The organism is Corynebacterium sp. 335C (assembly GCF_053525695.1).
In genome coordinates this window covers 1,452,677-1,468,580 of sequence record NZ_JASTTB010000001.1, presented here as the reverse complement: position 1 = coordinate 1,468,580, position 15,904 = coordinate 1,452,677, and the positions used below count along the sequence as shown (strand labels likewise).

Sequence of the window (15,904 nt, the reverse complement as noted above, 5' to 3'; positions counted from 1 at the left end):
GCCGCGGCCGGGCCCCGTCGTCACGCGAACACGCGGATCACGGCGCCCACTTCGACCCCGGCGGCCGCCACGCCGCCAGCGCCGGCAGCAGATCCGCCGGATCCTCCACGACCACCAGCGAATCCACGTGGCGCGCCTGGATGAACCCGTCGTCCGACAGCCGCCGCAGCAGCGCCGTCAGCGGATCCCAGAAGCCCGCCGGGCCCACCAGCGCCACCGGCTGCTGGTGGATGCCGATGTGCTGGCGCGTCCACACCTCGAAGAACTCCTCCAGCGTCCCGCCGCCGCCCGGCAGCGCCACGAACGCGTCGCCCAGCGCGTACATGCGGTCCTTGCGCTGCGGCATCGTGTCCACGCGCTCGAAGCGCGTCAGCCCCGGATGCGCCATCTCCTTGTCGACGAGCAGGCCCGGCATCACGCCGACGACCTCCCCGCCCGCGGCCAGCGCCGCATCCGCCGACGCGCCCATCAGGCCCGTCGACGCGCCGCCGTAGACCAGCGTCACACGCTCCCGCGCCAGCTCCCGGCCCAGCGCCTCCGCGCACTCCCGCCACGCCGGATCGGCGCCCTCGACGGAACCCGCGAAGACGGTGACGGAGCGGATCGCCCGCGGCTCGTGGCCGGGCAGGACGCGGGCGGGGGAGGCGGCCGGGGAGGCCGCGGGGGAGGGGTTGCCGGCCGCCGCGCGCTCCCGGTCCTCCCGGCGCAGCCGCGCCAGCGTCCGGTTCTCCAGCATCGGCGCCAGCCGTCCCGTCGGCGCCCACGGATCCACCCAGCGCAGCTCCTCCAGCTCCGCATGCGGGCGGATCGCCGCGGCGGTCCCGTCGTCAAGCATCTTTTTCAGGAGGAAGTGGTGGCCCGTCACCCGGCGGCCCGGCTCGTTCGCCGCCGCATCGGACACCGTCCCCCACTCCGCGACGTCGCCCGGGGCCAGCTCCAGGCCCAGCTCCTCGCGCACCTCGCGCAGCACCGTCGCCAGGGGCCGCTCGCCCGGCTCCGGTTTGCCGCCCGGCAGCATGAACCGCCCCGTGCCCCGCTTGCGCACCGCCAGCACGCGGCCGTCCGCGCGGCGGACGACGCACGCGGCGACGACGATCGGCGCGGCCCCGCTCGACGGATCCCGCTCGGTATCGGACATGGCCCCGGCTCTCCTCCCGGTCGCTGACACGACGACGGGCCCCGGACCTCGTGGAAGGTCCGGGGCCCGGGGCCCATGCTACGGGCGGCCGGCGGGGGCCGGTCGCGCCGCGCCGCGGGCTACGGCTCGGTGACGATCATCTTGCCGGGGCTCCACCAGCCGGAGCGGGTGACCGTGCGGACGACGATCTCCGCGTCATCCGGCGCGACGCCCTCCTCGTTCTCGCGCGGCACCAGGCGGCTCACCGAACCCCAGTCGCGCTTCCAGTCCCAGCGCTGGTACGCGGGCACCGGCACCTCGTGCGTGATCGCCTCGGACCAGCCCAGCGGGCCGCCGCCGACGTCGTTCTGCCACGTGTTCGGGCCCTGCACCGTCAGCGGGTGATCCGCCATGATGCGGTACTCCGGCGTCTCCGCGACGCCGCCCCAGTGGTCGAACGGGCGCTGGCACGGGAACTGCAGGCCGACCGGCCAGTCCAGCAGCGTCGGCACCGACTCCGGGATGGTCTCCGCGAGGGTCGCCATCTCCGGGATGCGGGGCGGGGTGATGACGACGTACTCGTCGCCCGCCAGGTTGTTGTCCTCCGTGACGATGCGGACCGTCTCCGCCTCGTCCGGCACCTGGTCCATCGGGAAGCGCAGGTTGCGCCACACCGGCTGCGGGCCGACGTCGTACGGCTCCGCGGTGCCGATGACCTGGTAGCCCTCCGGGGTGTTGCGGCCGAACTCCAGCATGACCACCTGGCCCGGCTGGAACACGCCGTTGATGTCGTGGTGGGCGATGCGGCCCGCGGCGGTGATGACCAGCAGCGGCTTGTCCTCGGACTCCGCCGGCAGCTCGTACCAGTCGGTGACGACCTTGGACGGCTGCTGCGCCTCCTCGCGCCAGGAGCCCAGCACCGGGACCTTCTTCGGGTCCAGGCCGAACGGCAGGCGGGCGGTGGAGCCGTTGGCGTTCTCGTTGCGCGCCCGCTCCTCGTTCTCGCCCGACGCGAAGCCGCCCTCGGTGCCCGCGTTCTGGTCGGAGACCATGCGGTTCGACTCGATCTGCTCCTCGTCGGTGCCCGGGGCGCCCTCGTCCGCCCACACCGGGTCGGCGGTCATCGACTCCGGCAGGCCGTCCGGGGTGAAGCCCGTCGCCTCGTCGCGCGGGTTGAGCGAGCGGCCCAGGTCGCCGCCCTCCGGCCGCAGGTACCCGGCGTTCGGGTCCTTCTCCATCAGCACGTCCTGCGCCAGCTGGCAGGTCTCGCCCTTCAGGGAGCGGATGTTGCCCATGCCGACGGAGTACGCCGGCGCCTGGTCGACGACGGCCTTGCCCAGGCTGGCCATGGAGAACGCGACGATGAGGAACGTCGCCACCGCGAACGGCGACGCCGCGATGGAGCCGACGCGCAGGCGGCGCGCCAGCGTCGACGGGCGGCGCTTCCGGCGGTACTCGTCGACGAACGTCAGCACCGCGCCGAGGCCCAGCACGGCCAGGGCGATGAACAGCACCAGGTTGCCGAACTCGAAGCCGCGGAACTGCGGGGTCTTGTCGAACCACGGCACGCCGTAGGCCGACACGTACCACCAGCCGTTGATGGTCATCAGGCAGTAGCTGAGCAGGAAGATCATCGTGCCCGCGAACAGCACCTGGTTGCGGCGGGAGCCGACGGCCCAGTGGCTGACCGCCATGGCCGCCAGGGCGGCCAGCGCCGCGGCGATGCCGGCGTACACGCCGAAGTGGTGGGTCCACTTCGTCGGCGTGAACGTCATGAAGAACATCGTGCCCAGGAAGATGAAGACCAGGCGCGTCGCCGGGGCCGCCAGGGCGCCCGGCACCGTGCGGTGGCGCAGCAGCGCGGCGATGGTGATGCCCAGCGCGACGAGCGCCATGACGACGGCGAAGCGGCGGGTGATGGAGCCGTCGACCGTCTGGATCATCAGGAAGTACCAGCGGATCGGCTCCTGGTACCAGCCGTTGTTCGGGCCGATGACGCCGCGGACGCGGACCGCCTCCAGCACCGACGCCAGCGTCTGGTTGCCGAACACGCCGATGAGGATCATCGTGCCGGCCGCCAGGAACGGGGCGATCTGCATGACCGGCGCCGCCCAGCCGCCGCCGAGCGCGCGGTGGCGCTGGACGACGATGCGGATGAGGGCCGGCAGGCCCGCCAGCAGCGCGGCGACGGCCATGAGGCCCGTCGGGCCGGAGCCCAGCGACAGCGTCGCGATGATGACGCCGATGGCGGCGGGCAGCAGGCGGCGCGTGTAGATGGCGCGCTCGATGAACACCCACGTCAGCAGGGCGCCCAGGGCGATGGCCGGCTCCGGGCGCAGGCCGTTGTTGTACGGCAGCCAGAAGGCCAGCAGGACGCCGGCGGCGGACCAGTAGGCCACGCGGCGGCCCGCGATGCCCTTGCCCAGGCGCGGGATGACCAGGCGGGAGATGACGAACCAGGCGGCCAGCGCCGCGATCGTCGCGGGCAGGCGCACCCACACCGACGTCGACGACACGTGCGTCATCAGCGCCAGCAGGTCGTAGTACGGCCAGCCGAACGGCGACTCGGGCACGCCGAACCAGCGGTAGTAGTTCGCCATGTAGCCCGCGTGGTCCGCGGCGCGCGCCATGGTCAGGATGTAGCCGTCGTCGGAGGTGTTGGCGCCGAAGAAGTGCCAGTACACGAGGACGAGCGCGACGACGCCGTCGAGGGCGGTCGGCTTCCACCAGCCGCGGCGCATCCACCGCAGGCGGTGGGAGCCGTCGACCCGGTCGATGCGCGACAGGGCCCACAGGGACGCGACCATCAGCACGACGCCCGCGCCCATCACCAGCATCTTCACCGTGGTCGGCGAGGAGGTGTAGCGCGAGTCGATCTGCATCTGGACGTCGAGGCCGGCGGCCTGCGCGGCCGCGGCGTCGGAGCCCGACGGCAGGTCGGTGTACACGCCGGTGACCTGCGGGCGGGCGTCGTAGTCGACGACGGTGCGGATGGGCTTGCCCTCGGAGTCGACGGCGCCCGGCACCTCCACGGTCGTGGTGTCGGCGTCGGAGCGGATGATCACCATGCCGCCGCGGTTGGCCTCCAGCTCCTCGGCGCTCAGCGACAGCAGGACGCGGTCGCTGCTGATGACGGACAGGCCGGTGTCGCGGGTGAGAACCTGCAGGCCGTTGGAGGTGGCGTTCTCCGCCGACGGCGGCATCGTGCCGACGAGAACGCCCTTGCCCTCCGGCAGCTGCTCCGACAGGGAGATCGGGACGTCGATCTCCAGCTCCGTCGGCGCGTACGCCACCAGCGGGGCGTCGACGGAGTTCATGGAGCCGCGCTGCGGCCACGACAGCGACGTCTGCGACTGGTCGACCGGCATGAACGGCGTCAGGACGAACAGCAGGAAGCCCAGGACGCCGCCGACGATCGCGGTCCACGTCACCGCCTTCGACGGCTTCGGGCCGTCCAGGGCGGGCCGCGCCACGCGGTCGGTCTCGACGGCGCCGGCCTCGATCGCGTCCTCCGGGCGGATGACGCTCTCGGTCACCGTGAGGGTGCCGTCCTCCTCCCGCACGTCGGTGTCGACGGTCTCCGGGTCGCCCGGGGCGGCGCGGTGCCGTCCCCCGGGAACGCCGCCGGGCCGGCCGCCGGTCCGCGCGCCGGGGTCTCCGGGGCGGGCGGAGGACCGCCGCCGCGGCCGGCGTGCACCGTCGTCGGGATGGTCGTCGGGTGCCTGTCGTTCGTCTGTCACGCCAGACGATTCTACGGCACGGGAAAACTATCGCCGGACCAGGACGGCGAACGGGCCGACCTGGACGCCCTCCCAGCCCTCCGCGAACACGGCGGGGTCGAAGGCGATTCCGCGGAACAGGACGTTGGGGTCGTTCGGGTAGATGTCGTCCGCCAGGTCCAGCATCAGCGGCTGCTCCGGGTCGGAGAGGTCCCCGCGCAGGATCATCGCGTCGGGCCCGCGCCACGGGGAGGCGTCGATCGCGGCGTCGAACGCCGCCGGGTCGCGCAGCGCCGCCCACTCCGCGATGGCGGCGTTGCGGCGGTCGAACTCGCCCAGCGGGTTCGCGTAGTGGCTGGTCAGCGCCTGGAAGGAGTACCAGGGCCAGTAGGCCTGGAAGTTCCGCTCGTCGGTGAGGACCACCGATTCGGAGGGCTCCAGCCCCTTCTCCCGCAGCACGCGGTCGATCTCCGCGTAGTGCACGCCGGCGTCGGGGGCGAAGCGGTCGGCGCGCTCGCCGTAGCCGTCGGTGTCCGTGTGCGCCAGGTCGATGGGCCCGTGCAGGCGCGACGGGATGGCCTGGGCGTAGGCGACGCCGGCGACGAGGACGAACGCCGCGGCGACGGCGCTGACGCGGCGGGCGACGTCGGCGGGGGCGAACTGCGGCCACAGCCGCTCCACCCCGGTCAGCCGCACGTCGGCGATGGCCAGCACGCCCGCGGTGGCCAGCATGATGGCCACCGGCGCGTCGAGGCGGAAGCCCAGCAGGGTGCCGCCCAGCAGCGTCGCCGCCATGGAGGCGACGGCCCAGCCGTACATGGTCAGCACGCCGATGCCCAGCGCCCGCGCGTCGGGGTCGAGGGCGCGGACGACGAGCCAGGCGACGCCGGCGAGGCACACCACGCCGATGACGGAGAACGACAGCATCGGCAGCGGCAGCCGCGCCCCGTTCTCCGGGAGGTAGTGCGTGGCCGTCGCGCCGGAGGCGGCGGCGCCGGTGACGCGGGCCCACAGGTACGGGCCCCACGTCGTCAGGGCGATGAGGCCGGAGCCCGCGCCCATGACGGCCAGGCGCAGCAGCGGCAGCCAGGTCCGCGCCACCGCCGCGACGACGACGGCGAGCACCGCGACGATGGCGGCGCCGACCGCGGTGTGCAGCGTGTACCAGGTGGCGGAGACGCCGAGGAACACGATGACGCCCGCCATCGCGGACCACGCCCCGGCGAGCGCGCGGCGCGCCATGACGGCCAGCGCCGGCAGGCCCATCGCGACGGCGGCCGCGTACGGCTCCTCCGCGGTCGTGGACAGCGCCACGGCGGTCGTCGTCAAGCCGATGGCGGCGGCGACCACCAGCGACCCGCACAGGCGGCGCCACACCGGGACCAGCGCGCAGCCCGCGGCGGCGAGCGTCATGAGGCCCCACGGCTGGAACACCTCCCAGCCCGGCATGCCCAGCACGTTGGCCAGGCGGCCGCCGAGGAAGAACCAGCCGGCGGGGTAGAACGGCGGCACGTCGATGTACGACATGTCGTGCAGGCCGAACTCCGACGCCATGCGCGTCAGGTACTCCGTGCGGAACTCCTGGTCGACGCTGATGCCGTCCAGGTACAGGCGCGTCGACGACAGCGGCACCGCCAGCGCCCCCGCCACCAGGCCCGCCGGCGACAGGTACGCCAGGACGGTGGCCAGGGCCTCCGCCCAGCGCGGCCGGTTGCCGGGGCCGCGGTTCGCCCACCACGCCATCGCCGCGACGACCGCGGCCAGCAGCGCCACGATGACGGCCGACGCGACGGCCCGCGACACGTTCGAGCCGCCGAACGCGGGCAGCGAGGTGCGCTTCAGCACGAACCACGCGACCAGCATCGCCAGCGCGCCGCCGGCGGCGGCCGCGGCGACGGAGACGATCGCCGCGCGGGTCGACAGCTGGTCGTCGGCGAAGATCTCGCCGTGCGGCTCCGTCAGCGGAGTCGGGTGCGGGGCGGGCTTCGCGTCGGCGGTGCTCATGCCCACCAATCTAAGCGACGGCCCCCGGCCCCCGCGGCGCGGGCGCGCGGGGGACGGGGGACCGTGGCGGGAGCGGGCGGGTGGTCGGCCGGGACGCGGCCCACCGCCCGAGTGCCGCGCTAGATCGGCAGCTTGCGGAAGACGGGCCGCGGGATGTGGGTGAGGATGCCCATGACGGCGCCGAACGCCGGCGGCGCCCAGATGAGGTCCTTCCCCTTGTCGACGGCGTCGACGGCGAGGCGCGCGACCTCCTCCTTGTCGACGGTCAGCGGGGCCTCCTTCACGCCCGCGGACATGCGGGTGCGGACCTGGCCGGGGCGGATGACGAGCGTCTTCACGCCGTACTCCTCCAGCGCCTCGCCGAGGCACAGGTAGAAGCCGTCGAGGCCCGCCTTGGTGGAGCCGTAGACGAAGTTGGAGCGGCGGACGCGGACGCCGGCGGCGGAGCTCATGGCGATGAACTGGCCGTGGCCCTGCTCCCGGAACTTCTGCCCGACGAGCACGCCCATGGAGACGGCGCCGGTGTAGTTGATGTTGGCGGCGAGGACGGCCTTGCGCTGGTCCTGCCACAGCTCCTCCTGGTCGCCCAGGATGCCGAACGCGACGATGCAGACGTCGACGTCGCCGAAGGAGAACGCCTTCTCGACGACCTCCGGGTGGGACCCGAAGTCGGTGGCGTCGAAGTCGACGAACTCGACGGCGGAGGCGCCGGCGGCGCGCATCTGCTCGGCGGCGGCGTCGCGGCCCGGGTCGTCGGCCAGGGCGGCGAGGATGACGCGGGCGGGGCCGCGGGTGAGGAACTCGGCGGTGATGGCGAGGCCGATTTCGCTGGTGCCGCCGAGCACCAGGATGGACTGGGGCTTGCCCACTGCGTTGATCATGCGGTTTCTCCTTGTTGGTTCTTCCTGCGGTGGCGCGCGGGCTAGCGCAGTTCGAGGCGGCGGCTCATGTCGGACTCGAAGACGCCGGTCGGGTCGATCCCGTTGCGGGTCTTCAGCCAGCCCTCCATCTCCGGGTACATGGCGTGGAACATCTCCGCGGAGGTGCGGGACTCCTTGGCCAGGTATAGGCGGCCGCCGAACTCGTGGACGCGGCGGTCCAGGTCGTCGAGGAAGGCGCCGAGGCCGGGGCGGATGGGGAAGTCGACGCAGACGTTCCAGCCGGGCATCGGGTAGGACAGCGGGGCGCGGTTGCCGGGGCCGAACAGCTTGAAGACGTTCAGCGCGGAGTAGTGCCCGGACTTCTGGATGTCCCGGATGATGTCCTTGAACGGCTCGACGGCCTCCGGCGGGACGACGAACTGGTACTGCAGGAAGCCCTTGGAGCCGTAGCCGCGGTTCCACTCCCCGATGAGATCGAGCGGCTGGTAGAACTGCGTGAGGTTCTTGACCTTGTTCTCCGCGGGGGCGCCCATGGCGTAGTACAGCTCGCCGACCATGTTGAGGGTCAGCTTGTTGAGGGTCCAGGACGGGAAGACGTCGGGGACGGTCATGAGCTGGGGGGCGTTGAACTTCAGGGGGTTCTTCGCCAGCTTGGGCGCGAGCTCCTCGAGCTGGGCCAGGGTGGCCAGGGAGCCGCGGGAGATGGTGGCGCGGCCGAGCTTCGGCGGCGGGTTGATGGCGTCGAACCAGGCGGAGGAGTAGGTGTAGTTCGCCTCGGAGCCGTCGGAGTGGGCGGCGATCGTCTCGTCGAGCGTGTCGGTGCGGACGGTGTCGGAGATGAAGTAGGCCGTCTCGGTGCGCGTCATGCGGATGCGGGCGCGCAGGATGATGCCGGTGAGGCCCATGCCGCCGACGGTGGCCCAGAACAGCTCGCCCTTCGGATCGTCCTCGCTGCCCTCGGGCTCGAGGTGCAGGACGCGGCCGTCGGCGACGAGGAGCTCCATGGAGACGACGTGGTCGCCGAAGGAGCCGGCGGAGTGGTGGTTCTTGCCGTGGATGTCCGGTCCGATGGCGCCGCCGATGGTGACCTGGCGGGTGCCGGGGAGGACGGGGACCCAGAGGCCGTACGGCAGGGCGGCCTTCATGAGCTGGTCGAGGGTGACGCCGGCGTCCACGTCGACGATCGCGGTGGCGGTGTCGATGCTGTGGATGTGGTTGAGCGGCTGCATGTCGACGACGAGGCCGCCCGAGTTCTGGGCGGGGTCGCCGTAGGAGCGGCCCATGCCGCGGGCGATGACGCCGCGGCGCAGGTGGCGGGGCTTGCCGTCGTTGCGCTCGGCGACGGCGGCGACGGCCGCCTGGATCTCGGAGACGTCGGCGGTGGACAGGACCTCGGCGGGCGACGGCGCGGTGCGCCCCCAGCCGGTGAGAGTCCTGGCTTCTGTGTTCAGGGCCCCGTGGGCACCGTTCGAAGCGCCGGTGCTGGTCGTGCCCGTGGTGTTGTTCGACATCAGGGGCAAGGGTACCCGCGGGCCCGGCGGGGGGAGGCTCCGGCGCGCGGGTGCGGGAGGGTGGTTCGCGCGGGTCGCCGGGGGTTCGCGTGACGACGGTCACCGCCGCGGCGCGGTGGCCGCCGTCAGAGGTCCATGAGCTCCCGGATTTCGGAGGGGAGGTCCTCGACGGATTCGATGACGGGGCCGTCGTACTCCTTGAGGAGGGCGTTGACGCGCCGCCGCGACGTGGAGTCGAGCATGGGCAGCTCCTCGGCGAACAGCATGACCATGGCGTTGTTCATGGGGACGGTGGCGTACTCGCCGGCCATGTGGGGCTGGTCCTTCGCCGGGGTCTTCTTCCTCAGGAATCCGAACATGATCGCGAGACTATCCTGTGCCGCATGGGTTCCGGACAGGGGAAGCAGGACGGGTCGGCGCCGGTGGACGTCGCGCGCGAGCTGGAGGCGCTGCTGGAGGGCGCGCCGGAGACGGTCGCGGTGGTCGACGCGGCGGACGGCGCCGTCGTCGTCTGGCACGTCCAGCTGGATCCGGCGGAGTCGGGCGGCCGCCTGTCGGGCGCGTGGCGGGTGCCGGTCGACGGCGACGCGGACGCGGATGCCGGCGATGCCGGCGCCGATTCCGGTGACGCGGATGAGGCCGTCGGCGACGCCCCGGAGGCCCCGGCCCCGGAGGACGCCGCGGCGACGCTGCGCAACCTCCTGTCCGGCTGCGCGATCCTCGTCGCCGCCGACGATCCGGCGAAGGGCCCGGCCGCGCTGGGGGAGCTGCCGGACGACGTGGCGGCGGAGCTCGCCGCCCGTCCGGTGGTCGACCCGGCGGCGACGGCGGAGGGCGTGCGCGGCTTCGCGTCGCTCATCCGGAAGGCGGCGTCGGCGGAGAAGGCGCGCCGCGAGGCGGAGGGCCTGGGCAAGCTGACGGCCCCGCGCCTCCCGGCGGTCGCGGACCCGGGCCCGGTGGAGGTCGGCTACGCGGGCCTGCCCGCGGCGGAGCGGGCCCTGGGCTGGGCGCGCGGCCTGGAGGAGCTGCTGGAGACGTGGGAGGAGATCGACTCCCAGCGCCGCCGCCGCGAGTGGCTCGGCGGCGGCCCGAAGGCGCCCGCCCGGCCGATGCCGCTGGTCATGGCGCCGCGGGAGGGCTAGCACGGCCCGCGCCCGCCGACGCGGATGCGCGAACGCACATAGGATCGGCCCCATGCCGACGGATTCGGACAACGTCATCGCCTTCCCGGGCGTGCGCGTCGCCCAGGAACCCGCGACTCTGGTCATCGGGGCGACGCTCCTCGGCGAGCCCGAAACCGTCGTCCGCACCTTCGGCATCAACGACCGGCTGCCGGTGCGGCGGCTGGGGGCGGCGCTGCGGCGCATGTTCGGCTGGCCGGACGACGAGCCGCCGTCGCGGTTCACCCTCGGAGCGCCGGGCGCGGATCCGGCGCCGGAGGTGCCGCCGGACTGGCTCATCGGCGAGGTGCTGGTGGAGCCGGGGGACGTGCTGACCTGGCACTGGGGGCTGTGGACGCACCGGCTGCGGGTGCGGGAGGCGTTCCTGCGCGACGACGCGACGCCGGACGTGCTGTGCATCGCGGCGTCGGGGACCATCGACGGCGCCGACGCGCTGGGCCCGGACGCGGGGGAGGCGGAGCCGGGGCCGGGGACGGCCATCAGCCCGGCCGGGCCGGACGCGCCGTCCGTGCGGCGGGCGTCGCGGGGCATGGTGATGCGGTCGTCGGCGGAGGTCGACATCGCCGCCATCAACAGGGATCTGACGGGTTCGGAGTCCATCGCCCGGACGCTGGGCACCGCGCGGCGGGACCTGGTGGACCTCATCGAGCGGGCGGGCGCCCACGAGTTCGTGCCGCTGCTGCAGGCCCTGGACCTGCGGCGGGAGTCGGATCTGGCGCCGGCGGCGGCGCGGACGATGCGGGCGCTGCCTGCGGAGGACCCGGAGTCCGACCCGGCCGGGCACGACGCGGGGCTGCTGCAGCTGCTGTGCCTGTCGGCGCTGGCGGACGATGACGTGCGGCGCGACATCGCCTCCCACACGATGGACCGCCTGGGGTGGCGGCGCCGCGACGGCCTGCCGCTGTCGGGGGAGGACGTGGAGGAGCTGTGCCCGGCGACGTGGACGGCGCTGCGCGCCGCGGGCATCACGGGGTCGGACCGGGTGGCGCCGGTGACGCGGCTGGATCTGCTGCGCGAGGCGCTGCGCCGCTGACCGCGGCGGCACCGGCGATGCCGCGCGGCCGGCCGGATGCTGCGCCGGCCCCGGCGGCGCCGCGCCGTCGCGCCCGGTCCCCGGGGTAGGATGCGGCCCGTGCACGAACCCCATCACGACGACGATCGCGCCCGGTGGGCCGACCGCGACCCGGCGGCCGACCGCGACGTGGAGGCGCTGACCCACGCGCCGGCGGAGGCCCCGCTGGCGGAGCGCGCGGAATCCGACCTGGGCCTGCGGGTGCAGCTCATCCGGTTCATCATCTCGGGCGTCATCTCGGCGGTGGTGGACCTGGGCACGACGCTCATCTGCAACAGCCTCCTCGGCACGCCGATCGCGCTGGGCAAGACGGCGGGCTGGGTGCTGGGCACGCTGACGGCCTACGTCATCAACAGCCGGTGGACGTTCGACGGCGGCCACTCCTGGCGCCGCGCCGCCGCGGTGGCGGTGCTGTACGTCATCACCTTCGCGACGCAGCTGGGCATCTTCCGCGTGATGGTGCCGTGGCTGGACGGCACGCTGGGCTGGAACTTCGAGATCGCGCAGACGGCGGCGTTCGTCGTCGCGCAGGGCGTCGCCACGGCCATCAACTTCGTCGTGCAACGCACCGTCATCTTCCGCGTGCGCTGACCCGCGCCGGCCGCCGCACCCCGCCCTCGCCCCCGGGCCGGGCCGCGGGCGCGGGACCGCCCGCCGCGCCCCGCCGCGGCCGCCGCACCGCGCCCCTCCGCCGCCGCGCGCCCGCCCGACGGGCCCGGCGGCCTCCGCGATCCGGGCCGGGTCCGGGTCTACCCTGGGGGCCGTGACCACGACCCACGCTGCCCCTGACATCGTCGCCCACCGCGTCCTCTTCGCGCCGCCGGCCGGCTGGGTGGACCCCGAGCTGTACTTCACGGTGCACGGCACCGGCGGCCACGACGGCGCCGTCGACGCGGTGTCCCGCACGGGCCTGACGCTGCGTCCCCACACGGTGGTGCGCACGGACACCTACTTCGGGCGCTTCCGCGCCTCGCACTGGCAGCGCTGGACCGACGTGCCGTCGGTGACGCTGCGGGCGACGGCGGACCCGGGCGTGCGGGTCGTCGCGTGCTCGGAGGACATCGGCGCGCACGTCGGCCACGCCGGCGTCGCGGAGGTCCCGGCGGACGCCGGCGGCCCCCGGGACATCGCCATCGAGGTGCCGCTGTCGACGTACGCCGACGGCGGCGCGATCCACGTGCGGGTCTCCACCGGCGACGCCGCCGGCGGCGTCCGCGACGTCCGCTTCACCGTCAAGGGCGAGCACGTCGTCCGCGACCTGCCGACCGACGTCGTCATCTGCACCTACAACCGCCCGGCGGACTGCGCGAACACCGTCGCGACGCTGGCGGCGGACCCGGGCGCGCTGGAGCGCGTCCGCGCCGTCCGCGTCGTCGACCAGGGCGACCGGCACCCGCAGGACGAGGCGGACTTCGCCGCCGCGAAGGAGGCGCTGGGCGACCGGCTCACCGTCGTCACGCAGCCGAACCTCGGCGGCGCGGGCGGCTTCTCCCGCGGCATGCGCGACGCGACGGCGGCCGGCGACTGCCTGGTGCTGCTCACCGACGACGACATCCGCCCGGAGCCGGAGACGACGCTGCGTCTGTCCGCCATCGCCTGCTGCACCGCGAAGCCGATGCTGTTCGGCGCGCAGATGCTGTTCCTCTACAACCCGACGCACCTGTTCCGCACGGGCGAGACCTACGACTGGTCCAGCCTGACGGTCCACCTCAACGACCCCTTGTACGGCGAGTCCGACGTCGACGTCCGCGAGAACCCGCAGCTGCGCCGCCTCGGCGTCGACTACAACGCCTGGTGGTCGTGCCTCGTGCCGTCGGAGGTGGTGGAGGACATCGGCCTCGCGCTGCCGCTGTTCTTCCAGTACGACGACATCGACTTCGGCTTCCGCGCCCGCCGCGCCGGCTACCCGACGGAGACGCTGCCGGGTGCGGCGGTGTGGCACGCGGACTTCTACTGGAAGGACGTCGACTCCCCGGCCGGCTACTTCAGCCTGCGCAACGGGCTCATCGCCAACGGCATCCACGGCGGCCAGACGGGCCGGCAGATGGCGGCGACGGTCGGCCGCATGATCGGCTCCAACATCGTGTCCATGCGCTACGGCCTCGCGGCCATCCAGCTGGAGGCCGTCCGCGACGCCCTGTCGGGCCCGGAGGTGCTGGACGACGCGTCGGCCGGCGACTTCGGCCGCGCCGCCGCGCTGCGCGCCGCCCACCCGGAGACCCGCCTCCTGCCGCTGTCGGAGATGCCGGGCGAGCTGCGGCCGGTGCGCCCGCCGACGCGCGAGATCGCCTCCGTCGACAAGGTGCTGGCCAAGCGCGCCGCGTACACGCAGCTGGGCAAGGCGCGGCCGGGCCCCGTGGCGATCTCCTACGAGGACGCCTTCTGGTGGCACATCTCCGCCTTCGACGACGTGTGGGTCACCGACGGCTCCCAGTCCGGCGTCCGCCACCTGACGCGCGACCGGGACCGCGAGCTCGCCCTGCGCGACCAGCTCGCCGGCCTGCTGCGCCGCGTGGCGAAGGAGTGGGACGACCACTGCCGCCGCTGGTCGGCGGCCGCGCCGGGCCTGTCGGCGCCGGCGAACTGGGAGCGCCACTTCGCCGGGTAGCCCCCGCCGCCCGCCGCGGGCGCGGGGCCGGGGCGGTGTGCGTCGTCACGCGCGGGGGCGTGCCCCGCGCGATGCGTGACGACGCTCCCCGCCCGGGCCCCCTACCCGCGCTTGCGCTGGGGGACGAAGGGCGCGAAGCGCTCCTTCCGGCCGCGCCGCTGCAGCGCCGCCCAGCGCACGAAGCCGGGGACGTCGCGGTTCTGGACCAGGAAGTACCACGCGAAGCGGGCGTACTCCTGGGGCAGCAGCCGGCGCATGCCCGGCTGGTTCATGAGGTAGCCGCGGTTGCGGTACGTGAAGTACCGCTTGAACTCGTTGTCCGGGTACTGGGCGTGCATCGCGCCGCCGAGGATCGGGCGGAACTCGTCGCGCCCGTTGGGGTGCAGGTACGCGGCGGTCAGGCACGTGCCGAACGGCAGCCCCGAGCGGACGAGGCGGCGGTGGAACTCCACCTCGTCGCCCCGGATGAACAGGCGGTAGTCCGGCACGCCGACGTGCTGCAGCGTCCGCGCCGACAGCAGCGCGCCGTTGAACAGGCTGGCGATTCCGGGCAGTAGGTCGTGCTCCGGGTCGACGAGCTCGACGCCCTCCGGCAGGTCCCGGCCCGTCGCGGCGCGGTGGTCGGCGAAGTTCACGAACCAGCGGTACCCGTCGGCGTCCTCCGCCACCGGCGGGCGCGGGTTGCCGTCGGGGTGCAGCTCGGCGCGCTCGCGGCGCCAGCCCAGGCCGCGGCGCAGGGGGAACGCGAGCATCGAGGCGTCGTCGATGTCGCAGACGACGGGGGAGACGGCCTCCAGGCCGTGGCGGTCCGCGCAGGCCATGAGCTCGCACAGGACGCGGGGGCCGTCGGGGCGGCCGTCGTCGTCGGCGCACCACACCCAGTCCGCGCCGAGCGACAGGGCGGTCAGCATGCCCAGCGCGAAGCCGCCCGCCCCGCCCAGGTTGGTCTTCGAGCCGACGTACACCGGCTCCACGCCCGGGTGCTCCGAGCAGGTGCCCTCCAGCAGCGCCTTCACGCGGTGGTCGTCGCCGTTGTCGACGACGATGAGCCAGCGCGGCGCCCGCGTCTGGCCCGCCACGATCCGCAGCGACTCCGCCAGCGGGCCGATCCGGTCGTGCGTGACGACGACCGCCGCGACGTCCCCGTCGGCGGCGGACGTTCCGGTGGTGTCGGGGGTGTCCGTCATGGGGCCCATGTTCCCACACGGCGGGGGCGCCTCCGGGCGCGGCGCGCGGTGGCGGGCGGGCCGGGCCGCCCGCCCGACTGCGACGTCCGTGCGGGCCGGCGGCCGCATGGGCCGGGGCGCGGCGCCCCGGCCGCGCGTCCGCCCGCGTCAGCCGCCGAGCGCGCCCATCTGGAGCATCAGCCACCCGCCCGCCATGAGGATCGGCGGGGCGAGCAGCGCCACCAGCGCCAGGTACGCGGCGCCGGAGCTGCGCGCCGGCCAGGCGAACAGCAGGGCCAGGACGGCGGGCCCGGCGACCCAGCGCCAGCCGGCGACGGAGGGCTCGGCCCGCACCAGGAAGATGAGCGTCGCCAGCGCCATCGCCGCCGCGGACAGCAGGACGGAGGCGACCAGCGGCGCGAGGCGGCGGAGGCGCGGCCGGCGCCGGCGGGCCACCCGCCCGCGGGCCTCCCCGGGCGGCGCGCCCCGCGTCGACGGGGTCACCGGACCGGCGGTCCCGCGCCCGGGGCCGCGGAGGAGGGGGCGGCGGGAGCCCCCGCCGACGAGGTCTCGTGCTCCGATCGTGATGCTCATCGCATTCTCCTTACCGGGAGGGTGCGACGAGGCTATCGGCGCCGGTGCCGG

Annotated in this window: 12 protein-coding genes; 4 read left to right on the top strand and 8 right to left on the bottom strand. The window is 74.4% G+C overall.

The annotated features are described in order from the left end of the window. Positions 1–37 precede the first annotated feature (37 nt). The 6 genes from QQS41_RS06405 to QQS41_RS06380 all read right to left on the bottom strand — a co-directional run bounded on the left by QQS41_RS06405 (position 38) and on the right by QQS41_RS06380 (position 9,591). Positions 38–1,138, bottom strand: coding sequence for a TIGR00730 family Rossman fold protein (locus QQS41_RS06405; RefSeq protein WP_448851805.1), 1,101 nt, complete (start codon positions 1,136–1,138; stop codon positions 38–40). 119 nt (positions 1,139–1,257) lie between these two features. Then, entirely contained in the window at positions 1,258–4,857 is a 3,600-nt protein-coding gene (locus QQS41_RS06400) for an arabinosyltransferase domain-containing protein (protein ID WP_448851804.1), read from the bottom strand. A 27-nt stretch (positions 4,858–4,884) separates the two neighbouring features. Continuing rightward, positions 4,885–6,840 carry a galactan 5-O-arabinofuranosyltransferase gene (locus QQS41_RS06395; RefSeq protein WP_448851803.1) on the bottom strand — a complete coding sequence of 652 codons (1,956 nt, stop codon included), beginning with the start codon at positions 6,838–6,840 and terminating at the stop codon, positions 4,885–4,887. A gap of 119 nt (positions 6,841–6,959) precedes the next feature. Next, positions 6,960–7,721 (bottom strand): decaprenylphospho-beta-D-erythro-pentofuranosid-2-ulose 2-reductase, encoded by a 762-nt coding sequence (locus QQS41_RS06390; protein WP_448851802.1) that lies wholly within the window; start codon positions 7,719–7,721, stop codon positions 6,960–6,962. Positions 7,722–7,762: 41 nt separating this feature from the next. Beyond that, positions 7,763–9,232, bottom strand: a complete 1,470-nt coding sequence (locus tag QQS41_RS06385; RefSeq protein ID WP_448851801.1) for an FAD-binding protein — start codon at positions 9,230–9,232, stop codon at positions 7,763–7,765. A 125-nt stretch (positions 9,233–9,357) separates the two neighbouring features. After that, complete coding sequence (locus tag QQS41_RS06380) at positions 9,358–9,591, bottom strand: hypothetical protein (RefSeq protein ID WP_448851800.1); 234 nt, start codon at positions 9,589–9,591, stop codon at positions 9,358–9,360. 24 nt (positions 9,592–9,615) lie between these two features. Between QQS41_RS06380 and QQS41_RS06375 the strand changes: the two genes are divergently transcribed. The 4 genes from QQS41_RS06375 (at position 9,616) to QQS41_RS06360 (ending at position 14,093) form a co-directional block, all read left to right on the top strand. Next, positions 9,616–10,374, top strand: coding sequence for a hypothetical protein (locus QQS41_RS06375; RefSeq protein ID WP_448851799.1), 759 nt, complete (start codon positions 9,616–9,618; stop codon positions 10,372–10,374). A gap of 52 nt (positions 10,375–10,426) precedes the next feature. Beyond that, the gene (locus QQS41_RS06370) at positions 10,427–11,446 is read left to right on the top strand and encodes a hypothetical protein (RefSeq protein WP_448851798.1); all 1,020 of its coding nucleotides are present in this window, start codon (positions 10,427–10,429) and stop codon (positions 11,444–11,446) included. Between the two features lie 99 nt (positions 11,447–11,545). Further along, on the top strand, positions 11,546–12,076 hold the full coding sequence (locus QQS41_RS06365; protein ID WP_448851797.1) for a GtrA family protein: 531 nt from the start codon (positions 11,546–11,548) through the stop codon (positions 12,074–12,076). Between the two features lie 172 nt (positions 12,077–12,248). Further along, complete coding sequence (locus QQS41_RS06360; protein ID WP_448851796.1) at positions 12,249–14,093, top strand: glycosyltransferase; 1,845 nt, start codon at positions 12,249–12,251, stop codon at positions 14,091–14,093. 101 nt (positions 14,094–14,194) lie between these two features. On the opposite strand, the gene QQS41_RS06355 is transcribed toward QQS41_RS06360, so the two are convergent. Next, entirely contained in the window at positions 14,195–15,280 is a 1,086-nt protein-coding gene (locus QQS41_RS06355; protein ID WP_448851795.1) for a glycosyltransferase, read from the bottom strand. A 147-nt stretch (positions 15,281–15,427) separates the two neighbouring features. Further along, complete coding sequence (locus QQS41_RS06350; protein WP_448851794.1) at positions 15,428–15,853, bottom strand: hypothetical protein; 426 nt, start codon at positions 15,851–15,853, stop codon at positions 15,428–15,430. Positions 15,854–15,904: the final 51 nt, after the last annotated feature.